The sequence below is a fragment of the Streptomyces bluensis genome, assembly GCF_014650715.1.
Taxonomy (GTDB): domain Bacteria; phylum Actinomycetota; class Actinomycetes; order Streptomycetales; family Streptomycetaceae; genus Streptomyces; species Streptomyces bluensis.
The window spans coordinates 210,114-224,273 of the sequence record NZ_BMVM01000006.1 but is presented as its reverse complement, the minus strand read 5'-3'; the positions used below and the strand labels follow the sequence as shown (position 1 = coordinate 224,273).

The window sequence follows — 14,160 nt, the reverse complement described above, 5'->3', positions numbered from 1 at the left end:
GGCACCTCGCGTGTTACGCCTTGATGAACTGCCGGATGCCGGGCCGCACGATCGTTATCGTGACGCAACCTTCGGAAAGTCCCCCCAGTACCGGCCGCGGGCAGCCATCCGATGACCTGGCACGGGGGGAGCCGAGTCGGGTGGTCGGGGAGGCCGGCCGCGGCCGGAGGCTTGGGCCCTCAGGGCCTTGGAGCCCTGGAGCGGAGGGCGTCAGACCGCTTCGGCGGTCTCGGGCAGGTGCTTGGCGAGCTGGTCGGTGAGGTCCACGACCTCGGCGAGATCCCCGAAATCGCGTACAGCCGTGTCGACGGTCTTTCGGATACGAGTGTTGACCCGCTCTGAGCGCACCTTCACGGCGACCTCCATGGCACTCCGGGCGAGCACCGCGCTCTGCTCCGGCTCACGCTGCAACAGGTGCACCGTGGCCATGCCGATCAGGTTGAGTGCGTACGACCGCTGGTGCTCGGTGTCATCGGCGAAGAGATCGACGGCCTTGCGCATCACGGGCTCGGCCATGGAGGCGTACGTGGGGCTGCGGCCGGCGACGTAGGCGAGGTCGCGGTAGGAGTGGGAGTTCTCCGCGTACAGCTCGGCCTCGGAGAAGAAGCGGATCCAGTCGGGGTCCGGCTCGTCCCACTCCGCGGCGTCGGCGAAGGTGTCCTCGGCCATCCGCACGGCCCGCTTGCACTTGCTGGGCTGGCCCATGTTGGCGTAGGCGCGGGCCTCCATCGCATACAGCATGGACTGGGTGCGCGGGCTCGCGCAGTCACGGCTGCCGTACTGGGCGAGGTGGATCAGCTCCAGCGCGTCGTCGGGGCGGCCGACGTGGATCATCTGACGGCTCATGCTGGCCAGGACGTACGACCCCAGGGGTTTGTCGCCCGCTTCCTTGGCGGCGTGCAGGGCCAGGACGAAGTACTTCTGGGCGGTCGGCTGGAGCCCGACGTCGTAACTCATCCAGCCCGCCAGCTCGGCGAGCTCCGCGGCCACCCTGAACAGGCGCTTGGTGGTGGCCTCGGGCTGGGGCTCCTGGAGGAGGTCGGTCACCTCGTGCAGCTGGCCCACGACGGCCTTGCGGCGCAGACCGCCGCCGCACTGGGCGTCCCACCTCCGGAACATCACGGCGGTGGACTCCAGGAGGTCCAGCTCGGGTTTGGACAGCCGGCCCGGACGGCGCGCCGCGGGCACGGGCTCCGGCGCCTCGCGCGATGGGAGTCCCCCCTGCGCGAGCGGACCCGAGGACCTGGGCGAAGGAGGCGAGGGCACGAGCCAGCGCTGCATCGGCTCGATGAGGGACGGACCGGCGGCGAGGCCCAGGGAGGTCCCGAGAAAGCCGCGCCGCGCCAGCATCAGGTCGCTGCGCGAGAACTCGCTGATCAGCGCGACGGTCTGCGGGCCCGTCCAGGGCAGGTCGACGCCGGAGGTGGACGGGGACCGGTGGGCGGCACGCAGGCCCAGGTCCTCGACGGCGACGACACAGCCGAACCGCTCGGAGAACAGCTCGGACAGGATTCTGGGGATCGGCTCGCGCGGATTCTCGCCGTCGAGCCAGCGGCGCACGCGGGAGGTGTCCGTGGAGATGTGACTGGCGCCCAGCTGGCGGGCCCGGCGGTTGACCTGCCGGGCGAGCTCCCCCTTGGACCAGCCGCTCCGCACGAACCACGAACTCAGAAGCTCGTTGGGGCGCTTGTCAGCGTTCGTGCCGCCTCCGCCGTTGCCGCCCACTGGAACGCCCCCATCCCTGAAACCACCTGTGCGCCAACCGCCCGTGCGCCATGTGCGCCAAGCCCTACCAGCATGCCGGTACGGACGGTCGCGCGTCCGACAGTCGTCACCCGTCGAACGGGGACTCGACTTGCCTCCGGCATACCCACGCGCGTACACGCCCCCAGGGCTTGTGCACACACAGTAATCCTACGATCACCCGTCCAGCCACGGGGAATCCGGAATCGCCACCATTCGCCACCCCTTCGAATGAACTCACGGTTGCCTCTGCACGATTCACTTGACACATGACGGCCGGGAGTGGGCGGAGCGATGCGTTCAGCGGCGCGCACCGTCGAGCTCACCCCCTGGAGCACCACTGAGCGCCTCCGGGCCGAGCGGTTACTCGATCCGGGCGGGGAAACACAGGGTCACATTCCGACTCCGTCTCGTAACCACTGGTGTGCTGGACCCGTTGGAGGGGGCATGGGCTTCACGATCGGCGGCATTCGGGACATGCGATCCGGCGCGCGCCGGCGCGGCGGCCGCTCGTCGGAATGCACCGCCGTGGCCGAGTTCACCGGGCTCTGGGGCTGGGACGTGGTGCCCGGCGCGCGGGCGGCCGCGGGTGCCTGTTCGTGCGGCAAGGCGAGTTGCGGTGCGCCCGGCGCGCATCCCCTCGACTTCGCTCCCCCGGTCCGCGCGGGGGCGACGCTCGACGAGGTGACCAGGGCCTGGGCGGAGTTCCCGGGCGCCTCGGTCATGCTGCCGGTGGGCCGCGCCTTCGATGTGATCGAGGTCGCCGAGGCCGCCGGCCGCCGAGCCCTGGTCCGGCTGGAACGGATGGGTCTCCCTCTCGGCCCTGTCATCGTCACCCCCGAGGGCCGCGCCCACTTCCTCGTCGCCCCGGGCGCGGCCGCCGAGCTCCCAGGGCTGCTCTACCGCATGGGCTGGGACGACCCGTCGTCCCTCGACCTGCGCGGCCTGGGCCCCGGCAGCCACGTCACGGCTCCGCCCTCCGACCGCGGCGGCCTCGGCCCGGTTCGCTGGCTCCGCTCCCCCGCCCTGGACTCGGCGACACAACCACCGGCCGCACGCCTGCTGCTGGGCACGCTCGCGTACCTGGCGCATCGGTCCCGCGCGTAGCCCAGGAGAACAACAGCGAAGGGCCCCCTCACCTCTGCACCATGTGAGGGGGCCCTTCTCCGGATACGTGCCGCGACACGTACTGCGCGTACGCGCGCTCAGTCACCGATAAGCGCATCCACGAACGCTTCCGGCTCGAACGGCGCCAGGTCGTCGGCGCCCTCTCCCAGACCCACCAGCTTGACCGGCACGTCGAGCTCACGCTGGACGGCGACCACGATGCCGCCCTTGGCCGTGCCGTCGAGCTTGGTCAGCACGATGCCGGTGATGTCGACGACCTCGGCGAAGACGCGGGCCTGGACCAGCCCGTTCTGACCGGTGGTCGCGTCGAGTACGAGCAGCACCTCGTCCAGCGGAGCGTGCTTCTCGACGACGCGCTTGACCTTGCCGAGCTCGTCCATGAGGCCGGTCTTGGTGTGGAGGCGCCCCGCCGTGTCGATGAGGACGACGTCGGCGCCCATCTCCTTGCCTTCCTTGACCGCGTCGAAGGCGACGGAGGCGGGGTCGCCGCCCTCGGGGCCGCGCACGGTGTAGGCGCCGACCCGCTCACCCCAGGTCTGCAGCTGGTCGGCGGCGGCGGCACGGAAGGTGTCGGCGGCGCCGAGGACGACACTGCGGCCGTCGGCCACGAGGACGCGGGCGAGCTTGCCGGTGGTGGTCGTCTTGCCGGTGCCGTTCACGCCGACGACCATCACGATGCCGGGCTTGCCGGGCGCGGGCTCGGTCTTCACCGTGCGGTCCAGGTCGGCGCCGACGAGCGTGAGCAGCTCCTCGCGGAGCAGTCCGCGCAGCTCCTGAGGTGTACGGGTGCCCAGCACCTTCACGCGCTCGCGCAGCCGCTCGACCAGTTCCTGGGTCGGCTGTACGCCGACGTCGGCGGTGAGGAGCGTGTCCTCGACCTCCTCCCAGGTGTCCTCGTCGAGGTGCTCGCGCGAGAGGAGCGTGAGCAGCCCCTTGCCGAGCGCGTTCTGCGAGCGGGAGAGCCGAGCGCGCAGCCGTACCAGACGGCCGGCGGTCGGCTCCGGGATCTCGATCTCGGGGGCTTCGAGCCCGGGGACGGCGGGCGGCTCCTCCACGGCGACGCCGGCCGGGCCGCCGGGGAGGTCCACCTCCTCTATCGTCCGGCGCGGTTCGTCGCGCGGCGTCTCGGCCTCGTCGCCTACGTGCGGCTCGGCCGGAGGGGCGGTGATGTCGGGCGTCGTGGGGGGCGCGGGCGGCTGCGGCTTCTTTCTGCGGCTGCCGATGACGAGCCCGCCGATCGCACCGAGCACGACCACGGCGATGACTAGAGCAAGGATGAGGATGTCCATAACGCAGTCCAGTATGGCGTGACGTCTCGTTCGGCGGTTTGTTGTCCACGCGGGGCCGCAGGCCCCACCGGGCCGGGGGTGGGCCGTCACACACCCCCTCACCGCAGCCACTCCCGTCATCGCTCTGGAAACCTGACTTGCCGTCAGCTAACGTCCCTCTCCACCTACGCCACGAGGGGGTCCCATGCCCGTCACGGTCGTCCGTTTCAACCTCGTCGAGCCCGGTGCGACCCCGGCGTCGCTGGGCGCCCGCTACCGGGCGGCCGTCGAGATGGCCGCGTACGCCGACGACCGTGGGATCACCACCGTGCAGACGGAGGAGCACCACGGGGTCGCCAACAACTGGCTGCCGTCGCCGTTCGCCTTCGCGGGCGCGGTCTTCGGGGCCACCCGGCGCATCGGGGTCACCGTGTCGGCGGTCATCGGACCGCTGCACGATCCGCTGCGGCTGGCCGAGGACATCGCCGTACTGGACCTGCTGAGCGGCGGACGGCTGGTGACGGTGGCGGGGATCGGGTACCGGCCGGAGGAGTACGCCCTCTTCGACGTGGAATGGAAGCGGCGCGGCCGGCTCCAGGACGAGGTGCTGGAGACGGTCCTGAAGGCGTGGACGGGCGAGCCGTTCACCTACCGGGGCCGTACCGTCCGTGTCACTCCGCGTCCGTACACCGAGCCGCATCCCCTGCTGCTGGTCGGCGGTTCCTCGCGGGCGGCGGCGCGCCGGGCGGCCCGGCTGGGGCTGCCGTTCTTCCCGAGCGCGCATCTGCCGGAGCTGGAGGCGTACTACAAGGAGCGGCTCGTGGAGTACGGCACCGAGGGGTGGACCATGATGCCCGCAGCCGAGACACCGCTGCTGCACATCGCGGAGGATCCGGACCGGGCGTGGGCGATGTACGGCGAGCACTTCCTGCACGAGGCGCGGACGTACGCGTCCTGGCAGCCGGAGGGGATCCGCTCGGCGGTGAAGTCGGCGGCCACGACGGTGGAGGAGCTGCGCGCCGAGGGGGTGTACCGGATCCTGACGCCGGACGAGTGCGTGGCGCAGGGGCTGGGCAGCTTCGTCCTGCACCCGCTGTCCGGTGGGATGCCGGTCGACGAGGGCTGGCGCGGTCTGCGTCTGTTCTGTGAGGACGTGCTGCCGAGGCTCACGGACTGATGCCGCCGCCCCGGCGCGGGCGGTGTCCGGGCCGGGGCGGGAGAGGGGTCGAGTCGGCGGAGGGCTCGGGGCGGCGAGGGGCCGGACGGCTTACCCCATCTCCTCCAGCGCCTTGCCCTTGGTCTCCTTCACGAACTTCAGCACGAAGGGGACGGAGAGCGCGGCGAATCCCGCGTAGATCACGTAGGTCACGGAGAGGTTCCAGTCGGCCAGCGACGGGAAGCTCGCGGTGATGGCCCAGTTGGCGATCCACTGAGCGGAGGCGGCCACGCCCAGGGCGGCGGCGCGGAGCTTGTTCGGGAACATCTCGCCGAGCATGACCCAGACGACCACACCCCAGGAGAGGGCGAAGAAGAGCACGAACACATGGGCGGCGATCAGGGCGATCCAGCCCTGGGCGGCCGGGAGCCTGCCGTCGACGAGGTCGTAGCTGAACGCCCAGGCCTCCAGGGCGAGGCCGACGACCATGCCGACGGAGCCGATGACGGCGAGCGGGCGGCGGCCGAGGCGGTCCACGAAGATCATGGCGATCACGGTGCCGAGGATGTTGATGATCGACGTGGTGAAGGAGTAGAAGAACGACTCGGCCGGGTCGACGCCGACGGACTGCCACAGCGTCGAGGAGTAGTAGAACGCGACATTGATGCCGACGAACTGCTGGAAGACCGAGAGTCCGATGCCGACCCAGACGATCGGCTTGAAGAAGGAGCCGCCGCCGAGCAGATCCCTGAACGTCGACTTGTGCTCGCTCCTCATGGCGACCTCGATCTCGGCGACCCGCGCGTCCAGATCGACGTCCCCGCCCTCGATCTCGGCCAGCACCTTCCGGGCGCGCGCGTCCTTGCCGGCGGAGATCAGGAACCGCGGGGACTCGGGGATCGCGAAGGACAGCAGGCCGTACAGCACGGCCGGGACGACCATCACACCGAGCATGACCTGCCAGGCCTCAAGGCCCAGCAGCTCGCCGCGCTGGTCGCCGCCCGCGGCGTTGAGGATGCCCCAGTTGACCAGCTGGGAGACGGCGATGCCGATGACGATCGCGGCCTGCTGGAAGGAGCCGAGGCGGCCTCGGTACGCGGCGGGCGCGACCTCGGCGATGTAGGCGGGGCCGATCACCGAGGCCATGCCGATGGCGAAGCCGCCGACGACGCGCCAGAGGGCGAGGTCCCAGAGGGCGAAGGGGAGCGCCGAGCCGACCGCGCTGATGGTGAAGAGCACGGCAGCTATCTGCATGGACCGGATGCGGCCGATGCGGTCGGCGGTGCGGCCCGCGGTGGCGGCGCCGACGGCACAACCGATCAATGCGATGGCGATGACCTGCGCCAGCGCCGCGGGGCCGATGTCGTAACGGTCCCGGATGGCTTCGACTGCGCCGTTGATCACGGCGCTGTCGTAGCCGAAGAGGAAGCCGCCCATCGCGGCCGCCGCCGCGATGAAGACGACGTGGGCGAGGTGCTCGGGGTGTGCGTCCCGGGTTCCTGACCCGGATGCCTGCGCTGTGCTGGTCACGTGTACTCCTCATGCCGCCGGCAACGCTGCCGGCCCAGGAAAGCCCTCTTCGTATGGTCCTACCAATGACATGGCCATGCGAGACCTGCCATGTGAAGGTGGAAGCAACGTCGCAGAGACTATGTCTTCAGATTTCGAAGTCAAAAGCGGGGTGAGCGGCCGCTTTGTTCCCTGAGTAAAGGTGATGTATTCAACTCCCGAAGAAGCGGGAAGAAGCAGCGGGCGTCAGCGAAGCCGCTGGCTGATCACCTTCGACACCCCGTCCCCCTGCATGGAGACGCCGTACAGCGCGTCGGCGACCTCCATCGTGCGCTTCTGGTGGGTGATCACGATCAGCTGGGAGGCCTCCTGTAGCTCCTGCATGATGCGGATCAGCCGCTGGAGGTTGGTGTCGTCGAGGGCCGCCTCGACCTCGTCCATCACGTAGAACGGGCTGGGCCGCGCCTTGAAGATCGACACGAGCAGGGCGACGGCGGTCAGTGACCGCTCGCCGCCGGAGAGCAGGCTGAGCCGCTTGACCTTCTTGCCCGGGGGCCGTGCCTCGACGTCGACACCCGTGGTGAGCATGTTGTCGGGATCGGTCAGGATGAGCCGGCCGTCACCGCCGGGGAACAACCGGCTGAACACGCCCTCGAACTCCCGGGCCGTGTCCCGGTAGGCCTCGGTGAAGACCTGCTCGACGCGTTCGTCGACCTCCTTCACCACCTGGAGGAGGTCGGCGCGGGTCTTCTTCAGGTCCTCCAGTTGCTCGCTGAGGAACTTGTGGCGTTCCTCCAGCGCGGCGAACTCCTCCAGGGCGAGCGGATTGACCTTGCCCAGCTGCTGGTACGCCCGCTCGGCCGCCTTGAGCCGCTTCTCCTGCTCGGCGCGGACGAAGGGCCTCGGCTGGTTGCGCGGGTGCTCGGGGTCCTCGGGAAGCTGTTCGCCCTCGGCGGGCGGGGAGGGCGGTACGAGCTGGTCGGGGCCGTAGTCGGCGATCAGCCCCGCCGGCTCCACGCCCAGCTCCTCCAGCGCCTTGGTCTCCAGCTGCTCGATCCGCATCCGCTTCTCCGCGCCGAGCACCTCGCCGCGGTGGACCGAGTCGGTCAGTTTGTCGAGTTCGGCCTTGAGGTCGCGGCCCTCGTCCCGGGCCCGGGCGAGCTCCTGCTCCCGGCGCGCCTTCGCGGCCTCGGCAGCGGTGCGCTCCTGTTCGGCGCGGACGAGGGAGACCTCGACGTGGGCGAGCAGCTGCCGCGCGCCGGAGGCGACGGCCCCGGCCACGGCCGCCTCGTGCCGCAGCCGCGCCCTGCGCTGTTCGGCGCGCGCCCGCGCCTCACGCTCGGCGCGGGCGGCGCGGTCCAGCGAGTCGGCACGCCCCGCGAGCCCCTTGACGCGCTCTTCGTGGGTGCGCACCTGGAGCCGGGCCTCCATCTCGGTCTGCCGCGCGTTGGCGCCGTCGGCGGCGAGCCGGTCCCGTACCGAGGTGTCGGGCTCCTCCTCGACCGGCATCTCCTCGGCGACGGCGAGCCGTTCGGCGAGTTCCTCGGCCTCCTGTACGGCCCTGTCGAGCGCCTCCTGGGCGCGGGCGGCCGCGGCGGTGCTGCGCTCGGCCTCCCCCGCGGCTCCGCGGGCCTGTCCGGCGAGCCGTCCGAGCTGCTGCGCCACGGCCGACTTCTCCCGCTCGGCCGCCCGCCGCCGCTCGCCCAGTTCCTCGACGAGGGCGACCCGTTCCCTGCGCTGCTGCGTAGCCTGCCGCTGGGCCTCGGTCAACTCCTCGCACCGCACGGCGAGTTCTTCGAGCTCGGCCGCCGCTTCGTCGACGGACGCCTGTACTTCGAGCAGGCTGGGTGCCCCGGCGGAGCCGCCGCTCGCGAAGTGCGCGCCGAGCAGGTCACCCTCGGCGGTCACGGCGGTCAGGCCGGGTCGCGCGTAGACGAGGTCCTCGGCGTCCTCCAGGGTGCCGACGACGACGATGCCGTGCAGCAGCCGCCGTACGGCGGGCATGAGTTCGGCGGGTCCGCGGACCAGGTCGGCGGCGAACGGCGGGCTGTCGGTCCGCTGCTCGGCCGGTACGTCGTCGGGGGCGCCGCTCACGAGCAGGGCTGCCCGCCCGGCGTCCTGCTTCCGGAGCAGGCGGATGGCGTCGGCCGCGGAGGCCGGGGTGGTGACCGCGACGGCGTCGGCGGCGGCGCCGAAGGCGGCGGCCAGCGGGACCTCGTAGCCCGGGGTCACCGTCAGCAGCTCGGCCGCCGGGCCGAGGAGCCCGCCGATACGGTCCTTCGCGGTCAGCAGGGCGCCCGTGCCGTCCTTGCGGCGCAGGCCGAGGGCCAGGGCCTCGTGGCGGGCCTGGGTCGCGGCCCTCTTGCGTTCGGCTGCCGTGGCCGCCTCGCGGGCCGCTGTCAGGGCCGCTTCCGCCTCGGCCAGCGCCTGCTTGGCCGCCTCGTGCCGCTCGGCGAGATCAGCGTCGTCTGCGTCGAGGCCGTCGACCTCGGCCTTCAGGATCTCGTACTCCTCCTGGGCGGCGCCGGCCCGTTCCCGCGCCTCGTCGCGGGCGGCGGCGAGGCGGTCGATCTCGGCCTGGGCGGAGGCAGCGCGGGACCGGGCCGCGTTGACCTGACCGCCCAGACGGGCCAGGCCCTCGCGGCGGTCGGCGATGGCGCGGGCGACGTCCTTGAGGCGGCGCTCCTCGACGGACAGCTCGCGTTCGAGTTCGGCCCGGTGGGCGACCGTGTCCTCCAGGGCCCGCTCGGCTGCCTCCAGGGCCGCTTCGAGCTCGGCCTCCTGCTCGCGGATCCGGGCGGCCTCGCGCTCCATGTCCTCGGGGTCGCGACCGCGCCGTTCCTCGGGGGGCGCGGAGGTGGCGCTCTTCACTCGGGCGTCGGCGAGCGAGACCGTGCCGCGTACCCGCTCGGCGAGCTGCGACAGCTCGTACCAGGTCTGCTGGGCGCGGGTCAGGCGCGGCGCGAGCTGTCGTACCTCGTCCTCCAGCAGCGCCTCCCGCTGGAGTGCCTTCTTCAGCTCGGCCTCGGCGGCCTCTTTGCGCTCCTTCAGTGCGGCTTCGTCGGCGACCTCGGCCTGGAGCGCCCGGCGCAGCCGTACGAGATCGTCGGCGAGCAGGCGGAGGCGGGCGTCGCGGAGGTCGGCCTGGATCACGGCGGCCCGGCGGGCGACGGCGGCCTGGCGGCCGAGGGGCTTGAGCTGGCGCCGCAGCTCGTCCGTCAGGTCCTGGACGCGGGCCAGGTTCGCCTGCATCGCGTCCAGTTTCCTGAGCGCCTTCTCCTTGCGCTTGCGGTGCTTGAGGACGCCGGCCGCCTCCTCGATGAAGGCGCGGCGGCCCATGGGGTCGGCGTGCAGGACGGAGTCGAGCTGGCCCTGGCCGACGATGACGTGCATCTCGCGGCCGATGCCGGAGTCGGAGAGCAGTTCCTGGATGTCCAGGAGGCGGCAGGTGTCGCCGTTGATCTGGTACTCGCTGCCGCCGTTGCGGAACATGATCCGCGTGATCGTGACCTCGGCGTACTCGATGGGCAGGGCCCCGTCGGTGTTGTCGATGGTCAGGGACACCTCCGCGCGGCCCAGCGGGGGGCGCCCGGTGGTGCCGGCGAAGATGACGTCCTCCATCTTGCCGCCGCGCAGCGACTTCGCGCCCTGCTCGCCCATGACCCAGCTCAGCGCGTCCACGACGTTGGACTTGCCCGAGCCGTTCGGACCCACGACACACGTGATGCCCGGCTCGAACCGCAGCGTGGTCGCCGAGGCGAACGATTTGAACCCTCGGAGGGTCAGGGCCTTGAGGTGCACGCCGCTGGACTCTACCTTCCGGCCATGTCTCACTCCATGAACGCGCGGTTTCACCGGTGAACGCGCAGGGCACACCGAACGTTAAAGAGGGTGAGGAGGAGGGGCCCGGGGGCAAGAAGGAAGGGACGCCGAGAAGGCGCCCCTTGCAGATCCGACAACTTAGCGGTTGATACGAGCCGCCCAACCACTGCTGTCACCCGTCGATGCAGTGATCAGGTGAGCGCAGGCTCCGCCTGGTGTGCGTCGATGCTCTCGATAAGCGAGTCGTGAGAAGCGGCAGCCGTCAGTGCGTCGTTCTCGGCCTGGATTCGTACGAGCTCGGATTCCAGGTCCTGGACACGCTGCTGGAGCCGTCGCATCTCGGCGAGGAGTCGCGGGTCGGAGCCGCCGACGTAACCGAGAAGCGCCTTTGCCATGATGGATGGTCCTCCACACTGAGTGACCGACCGAAGCGGTGTGGGTCGTGAGGGAATCGCACCGGGAGTGCTTGGCACTGTGGAGTTTTGCTGCTGTTCATCCATGCCAAACAGCTAAGGTGCGCGGGGCTTTCAGCGTCTCACCAAAAAGTTTGACGGTCAACACGATCACGCCCCGCATTGGGGGGACCCCGGGGGCGCGCGGCCCGGACGGGCGGCGCTGCGGCTCCTGCGGGACCCCGGGGGGTGAGGAGATCATCCTTCACCGGGGAGCCTGCCACGACAAGCGGTTATTGGCAACCACCTGGTGATTTCCCGTTCCGGCGGGTGCCGACGGCATTTTCCGGCCGCCCCGGACAGCCGACTCGATGCCTCCGGCTCATCGGACCTCGAAGCCGTCGTACCCCCCGCGAGGTGTGTCCCAGATCTCTGTCACACCGTCCACACGCCCGGGCGTGTCGCTGCCCTGAAGCCACTCCAGCAGCCCTTGACAGCCCTCGTGCGGGCCCTCCGCGACCACCTGGACCCGCCCGTCCGCCAAATTGAGAGCAAAACCACTCAGGCCGCCGATCTCCAGCGCCTTGGCCCGGGTGAACCAGCGGAAACCCACACCTTGGACGTGTCCGCGCACCCAGGCGACCAGCCGTACATCCTCACTCATGCCCGCACGCTAACGGGCCAATGTCTCTCAGGCCTCACCCTCCCCCGGCGTCATGCTGTACCGTCCCGGTCCAACGAATCTCATATGAAACTCACTCGTTCGTGTGAGTTCAGTGAAGAGAGTGACCGCAAGGTCGAGGAAGGCCAGGACATGGGACGCCACCGACGCTCCGCCGCCGGCCGCGCCGCCAGGGGCCGCGCCACGGGGACTGCGCACACGCAGGACGCGACCACCGAGCGCTACGGACCTGAGAACCTGTACGGCTTCGCCGCCGTCCTTGAGGCCGAGGCGTCGCACGGACGGCGCTCGCACCGCAAACAGAAGAGCGTCGTGACGCCGGTGAAGACCGGGCTGCTGGGCGTGTCCGCCGCCGTCGCCATCGGCACCGCCGCGGTGGCCGCCGGGGTGCTGCCCGGCGGCGACAAGTACGCCGTCAGCGGCGGCGGCAGCGCCGACACCGTCACTCCCGCGGGCACGCCGTCGGGCATCGAGACCCAGCAGGGCGGTACGGACGGCCCCGCGAACCGTGCCGAGGAGCCCACGAGCCGCGACTCCGAGCGGGAGGCGGCCTCGCCCTCGGCACCCCCGTCGAAGACGCCCACGCAGCCGAAGACCCCCTCCGAGAAGCCCTCGCCCAAGGCCCCCAAGCCGGAGAAGACCAAGAAGCCCGCCGGCAAGGCCACGGAGAAGCCCGAGAAGCAGGCCCCGGTGAAGGTCTCCGCGGAGGCCAAGGCCGAGGCGGAGGTGCTCCGCCTGGTCAACGAGGAACGGCAGAAGGCCGGGTGCAGCCCGGTGGCCGCGAACAGCGCGCTGTCGGACCTGGCCGCCACGTTCAGCCAGGACATGGCCAAGCGCGGCTTCTTCGAGCACACCGACCCCGACGGGAAGAGCCCCTGGGACCGGGCGGCGGCTCTGGGGATCACCGACCTGGGCGGGGAGAACATAGCCCGCGGGCAGGCGACCGCGGCGGCGGTCATGGAGGCGTGGATGAACAGCCCCGGCCACCGGGCGAACATCCTGAACTGTGACTTCAAGACGCTGGGCGTGGGTGTGCATCTGGGGTCCGGCGGGCCCTGGTGGACCCAGGACTTCGGGTACTAGGGAATGGCCCCGACCCTGCGCCGCGACCCCTCAGTACTAACCAGAAGTTAGTGCAACCTGGTGGTTAGCGCTGTCGGACAGTACTCTCGGCGTATGGAACCCGACGCGCTGTCCTTCGACGTGTTCGCGAAGAACTGTCCCTCCAGGGGAACCCTGGAGCATGTGACGGGGCGCTGGGGTGCGCTGACGCTGGGGGCGCTGCACGAGGGCTCGCTCCGGTTCAACGAGCTGCGGCGCCGGGTCGCCGGAGTCAGCGAGAAGATGCTCTCGCAGACCCTGCACGCCCTGGAGCGCGACGGGCTGGTCCACCGCGAGGCCCAGCCCACCAATCCGCCGCGCGTCGACTACACGCTCACCCCGCTGGGCCGTGAGGTCTCCGAGCGTCTGCTGGCCCTCATCAACTGTGTGGAGGGCCGCATGGAGGACGTGCTGCGGGCGCGGGAGCGTTACGACGAGGTCCGCGGCGCCCGCTGACAGCGCGGACAGAAGTAGCTGGAGCGGTTCGTCCAGGCCCGCCGCCGCATCGGTGTGGCACAGCGCCGGCAGGGCAGGCCCTCACGTCCGTACGCGTCGAGTGAGCGGTCGAAGTAACCCGACTCGCCGTTGACATTGACGTACAGGCTGTCGAAGCTCGTGCCGCCCACGGCGAGGGCCGCGTTCATCACGTCCCGGACGTGGCCCAGGAGTTCGAAGGTGCGTGGGCGCGTGAAACCCGCCGTGGGGCGCTCGTAGTGGATCCGTGCGCGCCACAGCGCCTCGTCCGCGTAGATGTTGCCGACGCCGCTGATCAGGGACTGGTCGAGCAGGGCCCGTTTGATGGTCGTGCGCTTGCGGCGCAGTGCCTGGTGGAAGGCCTCGTCGTCGAAGAGCGGGTCGAGGGGGTCGCGCGCGATGTGCGCGATGACGTCCGGCAGCCCGTCGGGCGTGGTGTCGTGCAACGAGAGTCCGCCGAACGTGCGTTGGTCGACGAAACGGAGTTCCGTGTCAAGGGCGTCCGTGAAGCGCACGCGGATACGGAGGTGCTTCTCGTCGGGTGCCCCGTGCGGCTGGACGAGGAGCTGGCCGCTCATGCCGAGGTGGGCGAGGACGGCCTCACCGGTGTCCTCCACGGGCAGCCACAGGTACTTGCCGCGGCGGCCGGGCTCGCCCATCCGATGGCCCTGGAGGCGGTGGGCGAAGTCCTCGGGTCCGGCGAGGTGGCGGCGTATCGCACGCGGGTGCAGGACCTCGACGTCGGCCACGGTGCGATGGGCCACCCAGCGGTCCAGTCCGCGCCGTACGACCTCGACCTCGGGCAACTCGGGCATGGGACTCCCCCGTGTCTGTGTGTACGGGTCTCGGCCCGTACGGGCCGAGCGCCCGCCCCGGGGAGGGACG

Annotated in this window: 11 protein-coding genes; 4 read left to right on the top strand and 7 right to left on the bottom strand. The window is 70.9% G+C overall.

Translation table 11 applies throughout. From position 1 onward, the window contains the following. Positions 1-210: 210 nt before the first annotated feature. A complete protein-coding gene (gene nsdA, locus IE262_RS17910) occupies positions 211-1,725 on the bottom strand; it encodes a transcriptional repressor NsdA (protein WP_189874803.1) in 1,515 nt (504 codons plus the stop codon). Positions 1,726-2,190: 465 nt separating this feature from the next. On the opposite strand from nsdA, the gene IE262_RS17905 reads away from it, so the two are divergent. After that, complete coding sequence (locus tag IE262_RS17905) at positions 2,191-2,850, top strand: bifunctional DNA primase/polymerase (protein ID WP_134036448.1); 660 nt, start codon at positions 2,191-2,193, stop codon at positions 2,848-2,850. A 98-nt stretch (positions 2,851-2,948) separates the two neighbouring features. On the opposite strand, the gene ftsY is transcribed toward IE262_RS17905, so the two are convergent. Beyond that, positions 2,949-4,160 (bottom strand): signal recognition particle-docking protein FtsY, encoded by a 1,212-nt coding sequence (ftsY, locus tag IE262_RS17900; RefSeq protein ID WP_134036445.1) that lies wholly within the window; start codon positions 4,158-4,160, stop codon positions 2,949-2,951. A gap of 184 nt (positions 4,161-4,344) precedes the next feature. Here ftsY and IE262_RS17895 point away from each other — a divergent pair, with 184 nt between their 5' ends. Beyond that, positions 4,345-5,316 carry an LLM class flavin-dependent oxidoreductase gene (locus IE262_RS17895; protein ID WP_189874801.1) on the top strand — a complete coding sequence of 324 codons (972 nt, stop codon included), beginning with the start codon at positions 4,345-4,347 and terminating at the stop codon, positions 5,314-5,316. Positions 5,317-5,406: 90 nt separating this feature from the next. Here IE262_RS17895 and IE262_RS17890 read toward each other — a convergent pair whose 3' ends face one another. The 4 genes from IE262_RS17890 to IE262_RS17875 all read right to left on the bottom strand — a co-directional run bounded on the left by IE262_RS17890 (position 5,407) and on the right by IE262_RS17875 (position 11,682). Then, a complete protein-coding gene (locus tag IE262_RS17890) occupies positions 5,407-6,825 on the bottom strand; it encodes a sugar porter family MFS transporter (protein WP_189874799.1) in 1,419 nt (472 codons plus the stop codon). Between the two features lie 225 nt (positions 6,826-7,050). Beyond that, a complete protein-coding gene (gene smc / locus IE262_RS17885) occupies positions 7,051-10,605 on the bottom strand; it encodes a chromosome segregation protein SMC (protein ID WP_189874797.1) in 3,555 nt (1,184 codons plus the stop codon). A gap of 212 nt (positions 10,606-10,817) precedes the next feature. Then, positions 10,818-11,021 (bottom strand): hypothetical protein, encoded by a 204-nt coding sequence (locus tag IE262_RS17880; protein ID WP_131558399.1) that lies wholly within the window; start codon positions 11,019-11,021, stop codon positions 10,818-10,820. 379 nt (positions 11,022-11,400) lie between these two features. After that, complete coding sequence (locus tag IE262_RS17875) at positions 11,401-11,682, bottom strand: acylphosphatase (RefSeq protein ID WP_189874795.1); 282 nt, start codon at positions 11,680-11,682, stop codon at positions 11,401-11,403. 150 nt (positions 11,683-11,832) lie between these two features. Between IE262_RS17875 and IE262_RS17870 the strand changes: the two genes are divergently transcribed. Beyond that, positions 11,833-12,783: a CAP domain-containing protein gene (locus tag IE262_RS17870; protein WP_134036430.1), complete on the top strand. Its 951-nt coding sequence runs from the start codon at positions 11,833-11,835 to the stop codon at positions 12,781-12,783. A gap of 93 nt (positions 12,784-12,876) precedes the next feature. Further along, entirely contained in the window at positions 12,877-13,257 is a 381-nt protein-coding gene (locus tag IE262_RS17865) for a winged helix-turn-helix transcriptional regulator (protein WP_134036427.1), read from the top strand. On the opposite strand, the gene mutM is transcribed toward IE262_RS17865, so the two are convergent. Beyond that, on the bottom strand, positions 13,230-14,090 hold the full coding sequence (mutM, locus tag IE262_RS17860; RefSeq protein ID WP_189874793.1) for a bifunctional DNA-formamidopyrimidine glycosylase/DNA-(apurinic or apyrimidinic site) lyase: 861 nt from the start codon (positions 14,088-14,090) through the stop codon (positions 13,230-13,232). The genes IE262_RS17865 and mutM overlap by 28 nt on opposite strands. Positions 14,091-14,160 lie beyond the last annotated feature (70 nt).

Coding starts and splice junctions, on each gene's coding strand:
- IE262_RS17895 (WP_189874801.1), top strand. CDS start 4,345: ATGCCCGTCACGGTCGTCCGTTTCAACCTCGTCGAGCCCGGTGCGACC.
- IE262_RS17875 (WP_189874795.1), bottom strand. CDS start 11,682: ATGAGTGAGGATGTACGGCTGGTCGCCTGGGTGCGCGGACACGTCCAA.
- mutM (WP_189874793.1), bottom strand. CDS start 14,090: ATGCCCGAGTTGCCCGAGGTCGAGGTCGTACGGCGCGGACTGGACCGC.
- IE262_RS17865 (WP_134036427.1), top strand. CDS start 12,877: ATGGAACCCGACGCGCTGTCCTTCGACGTGTTCGCGAAGAACTGTCCC.
- IE262_RS17870 (WP_134036430.1), top strand. CDS start 11,833: ATGGGACGCCACCGACGCTCCGCCGCCGGCCGCGCCGCCAGGGGCCGC.
- ftsY (WP_134036445.1), bottom strand. CDS start 4,160: ATGGACATCCTCATCCTTGCTCTAGTCATCGCCGTGGTCGTGCTCGGT.
- IE262_RS17880 (WP_131558399.1), bottom strand. CDS start 11,021: ATGGCAAAGGCGCTTCTCGGTTACGTCGGCGGCTCCGACCCGCGACTC.
- IE262_RS17905 (WP_134036448.1), top strand. CDS start 2,191: ATGGGCTTCACGATCGGCGGCATTCGGGACATGCGATCCGGCGCGCGC.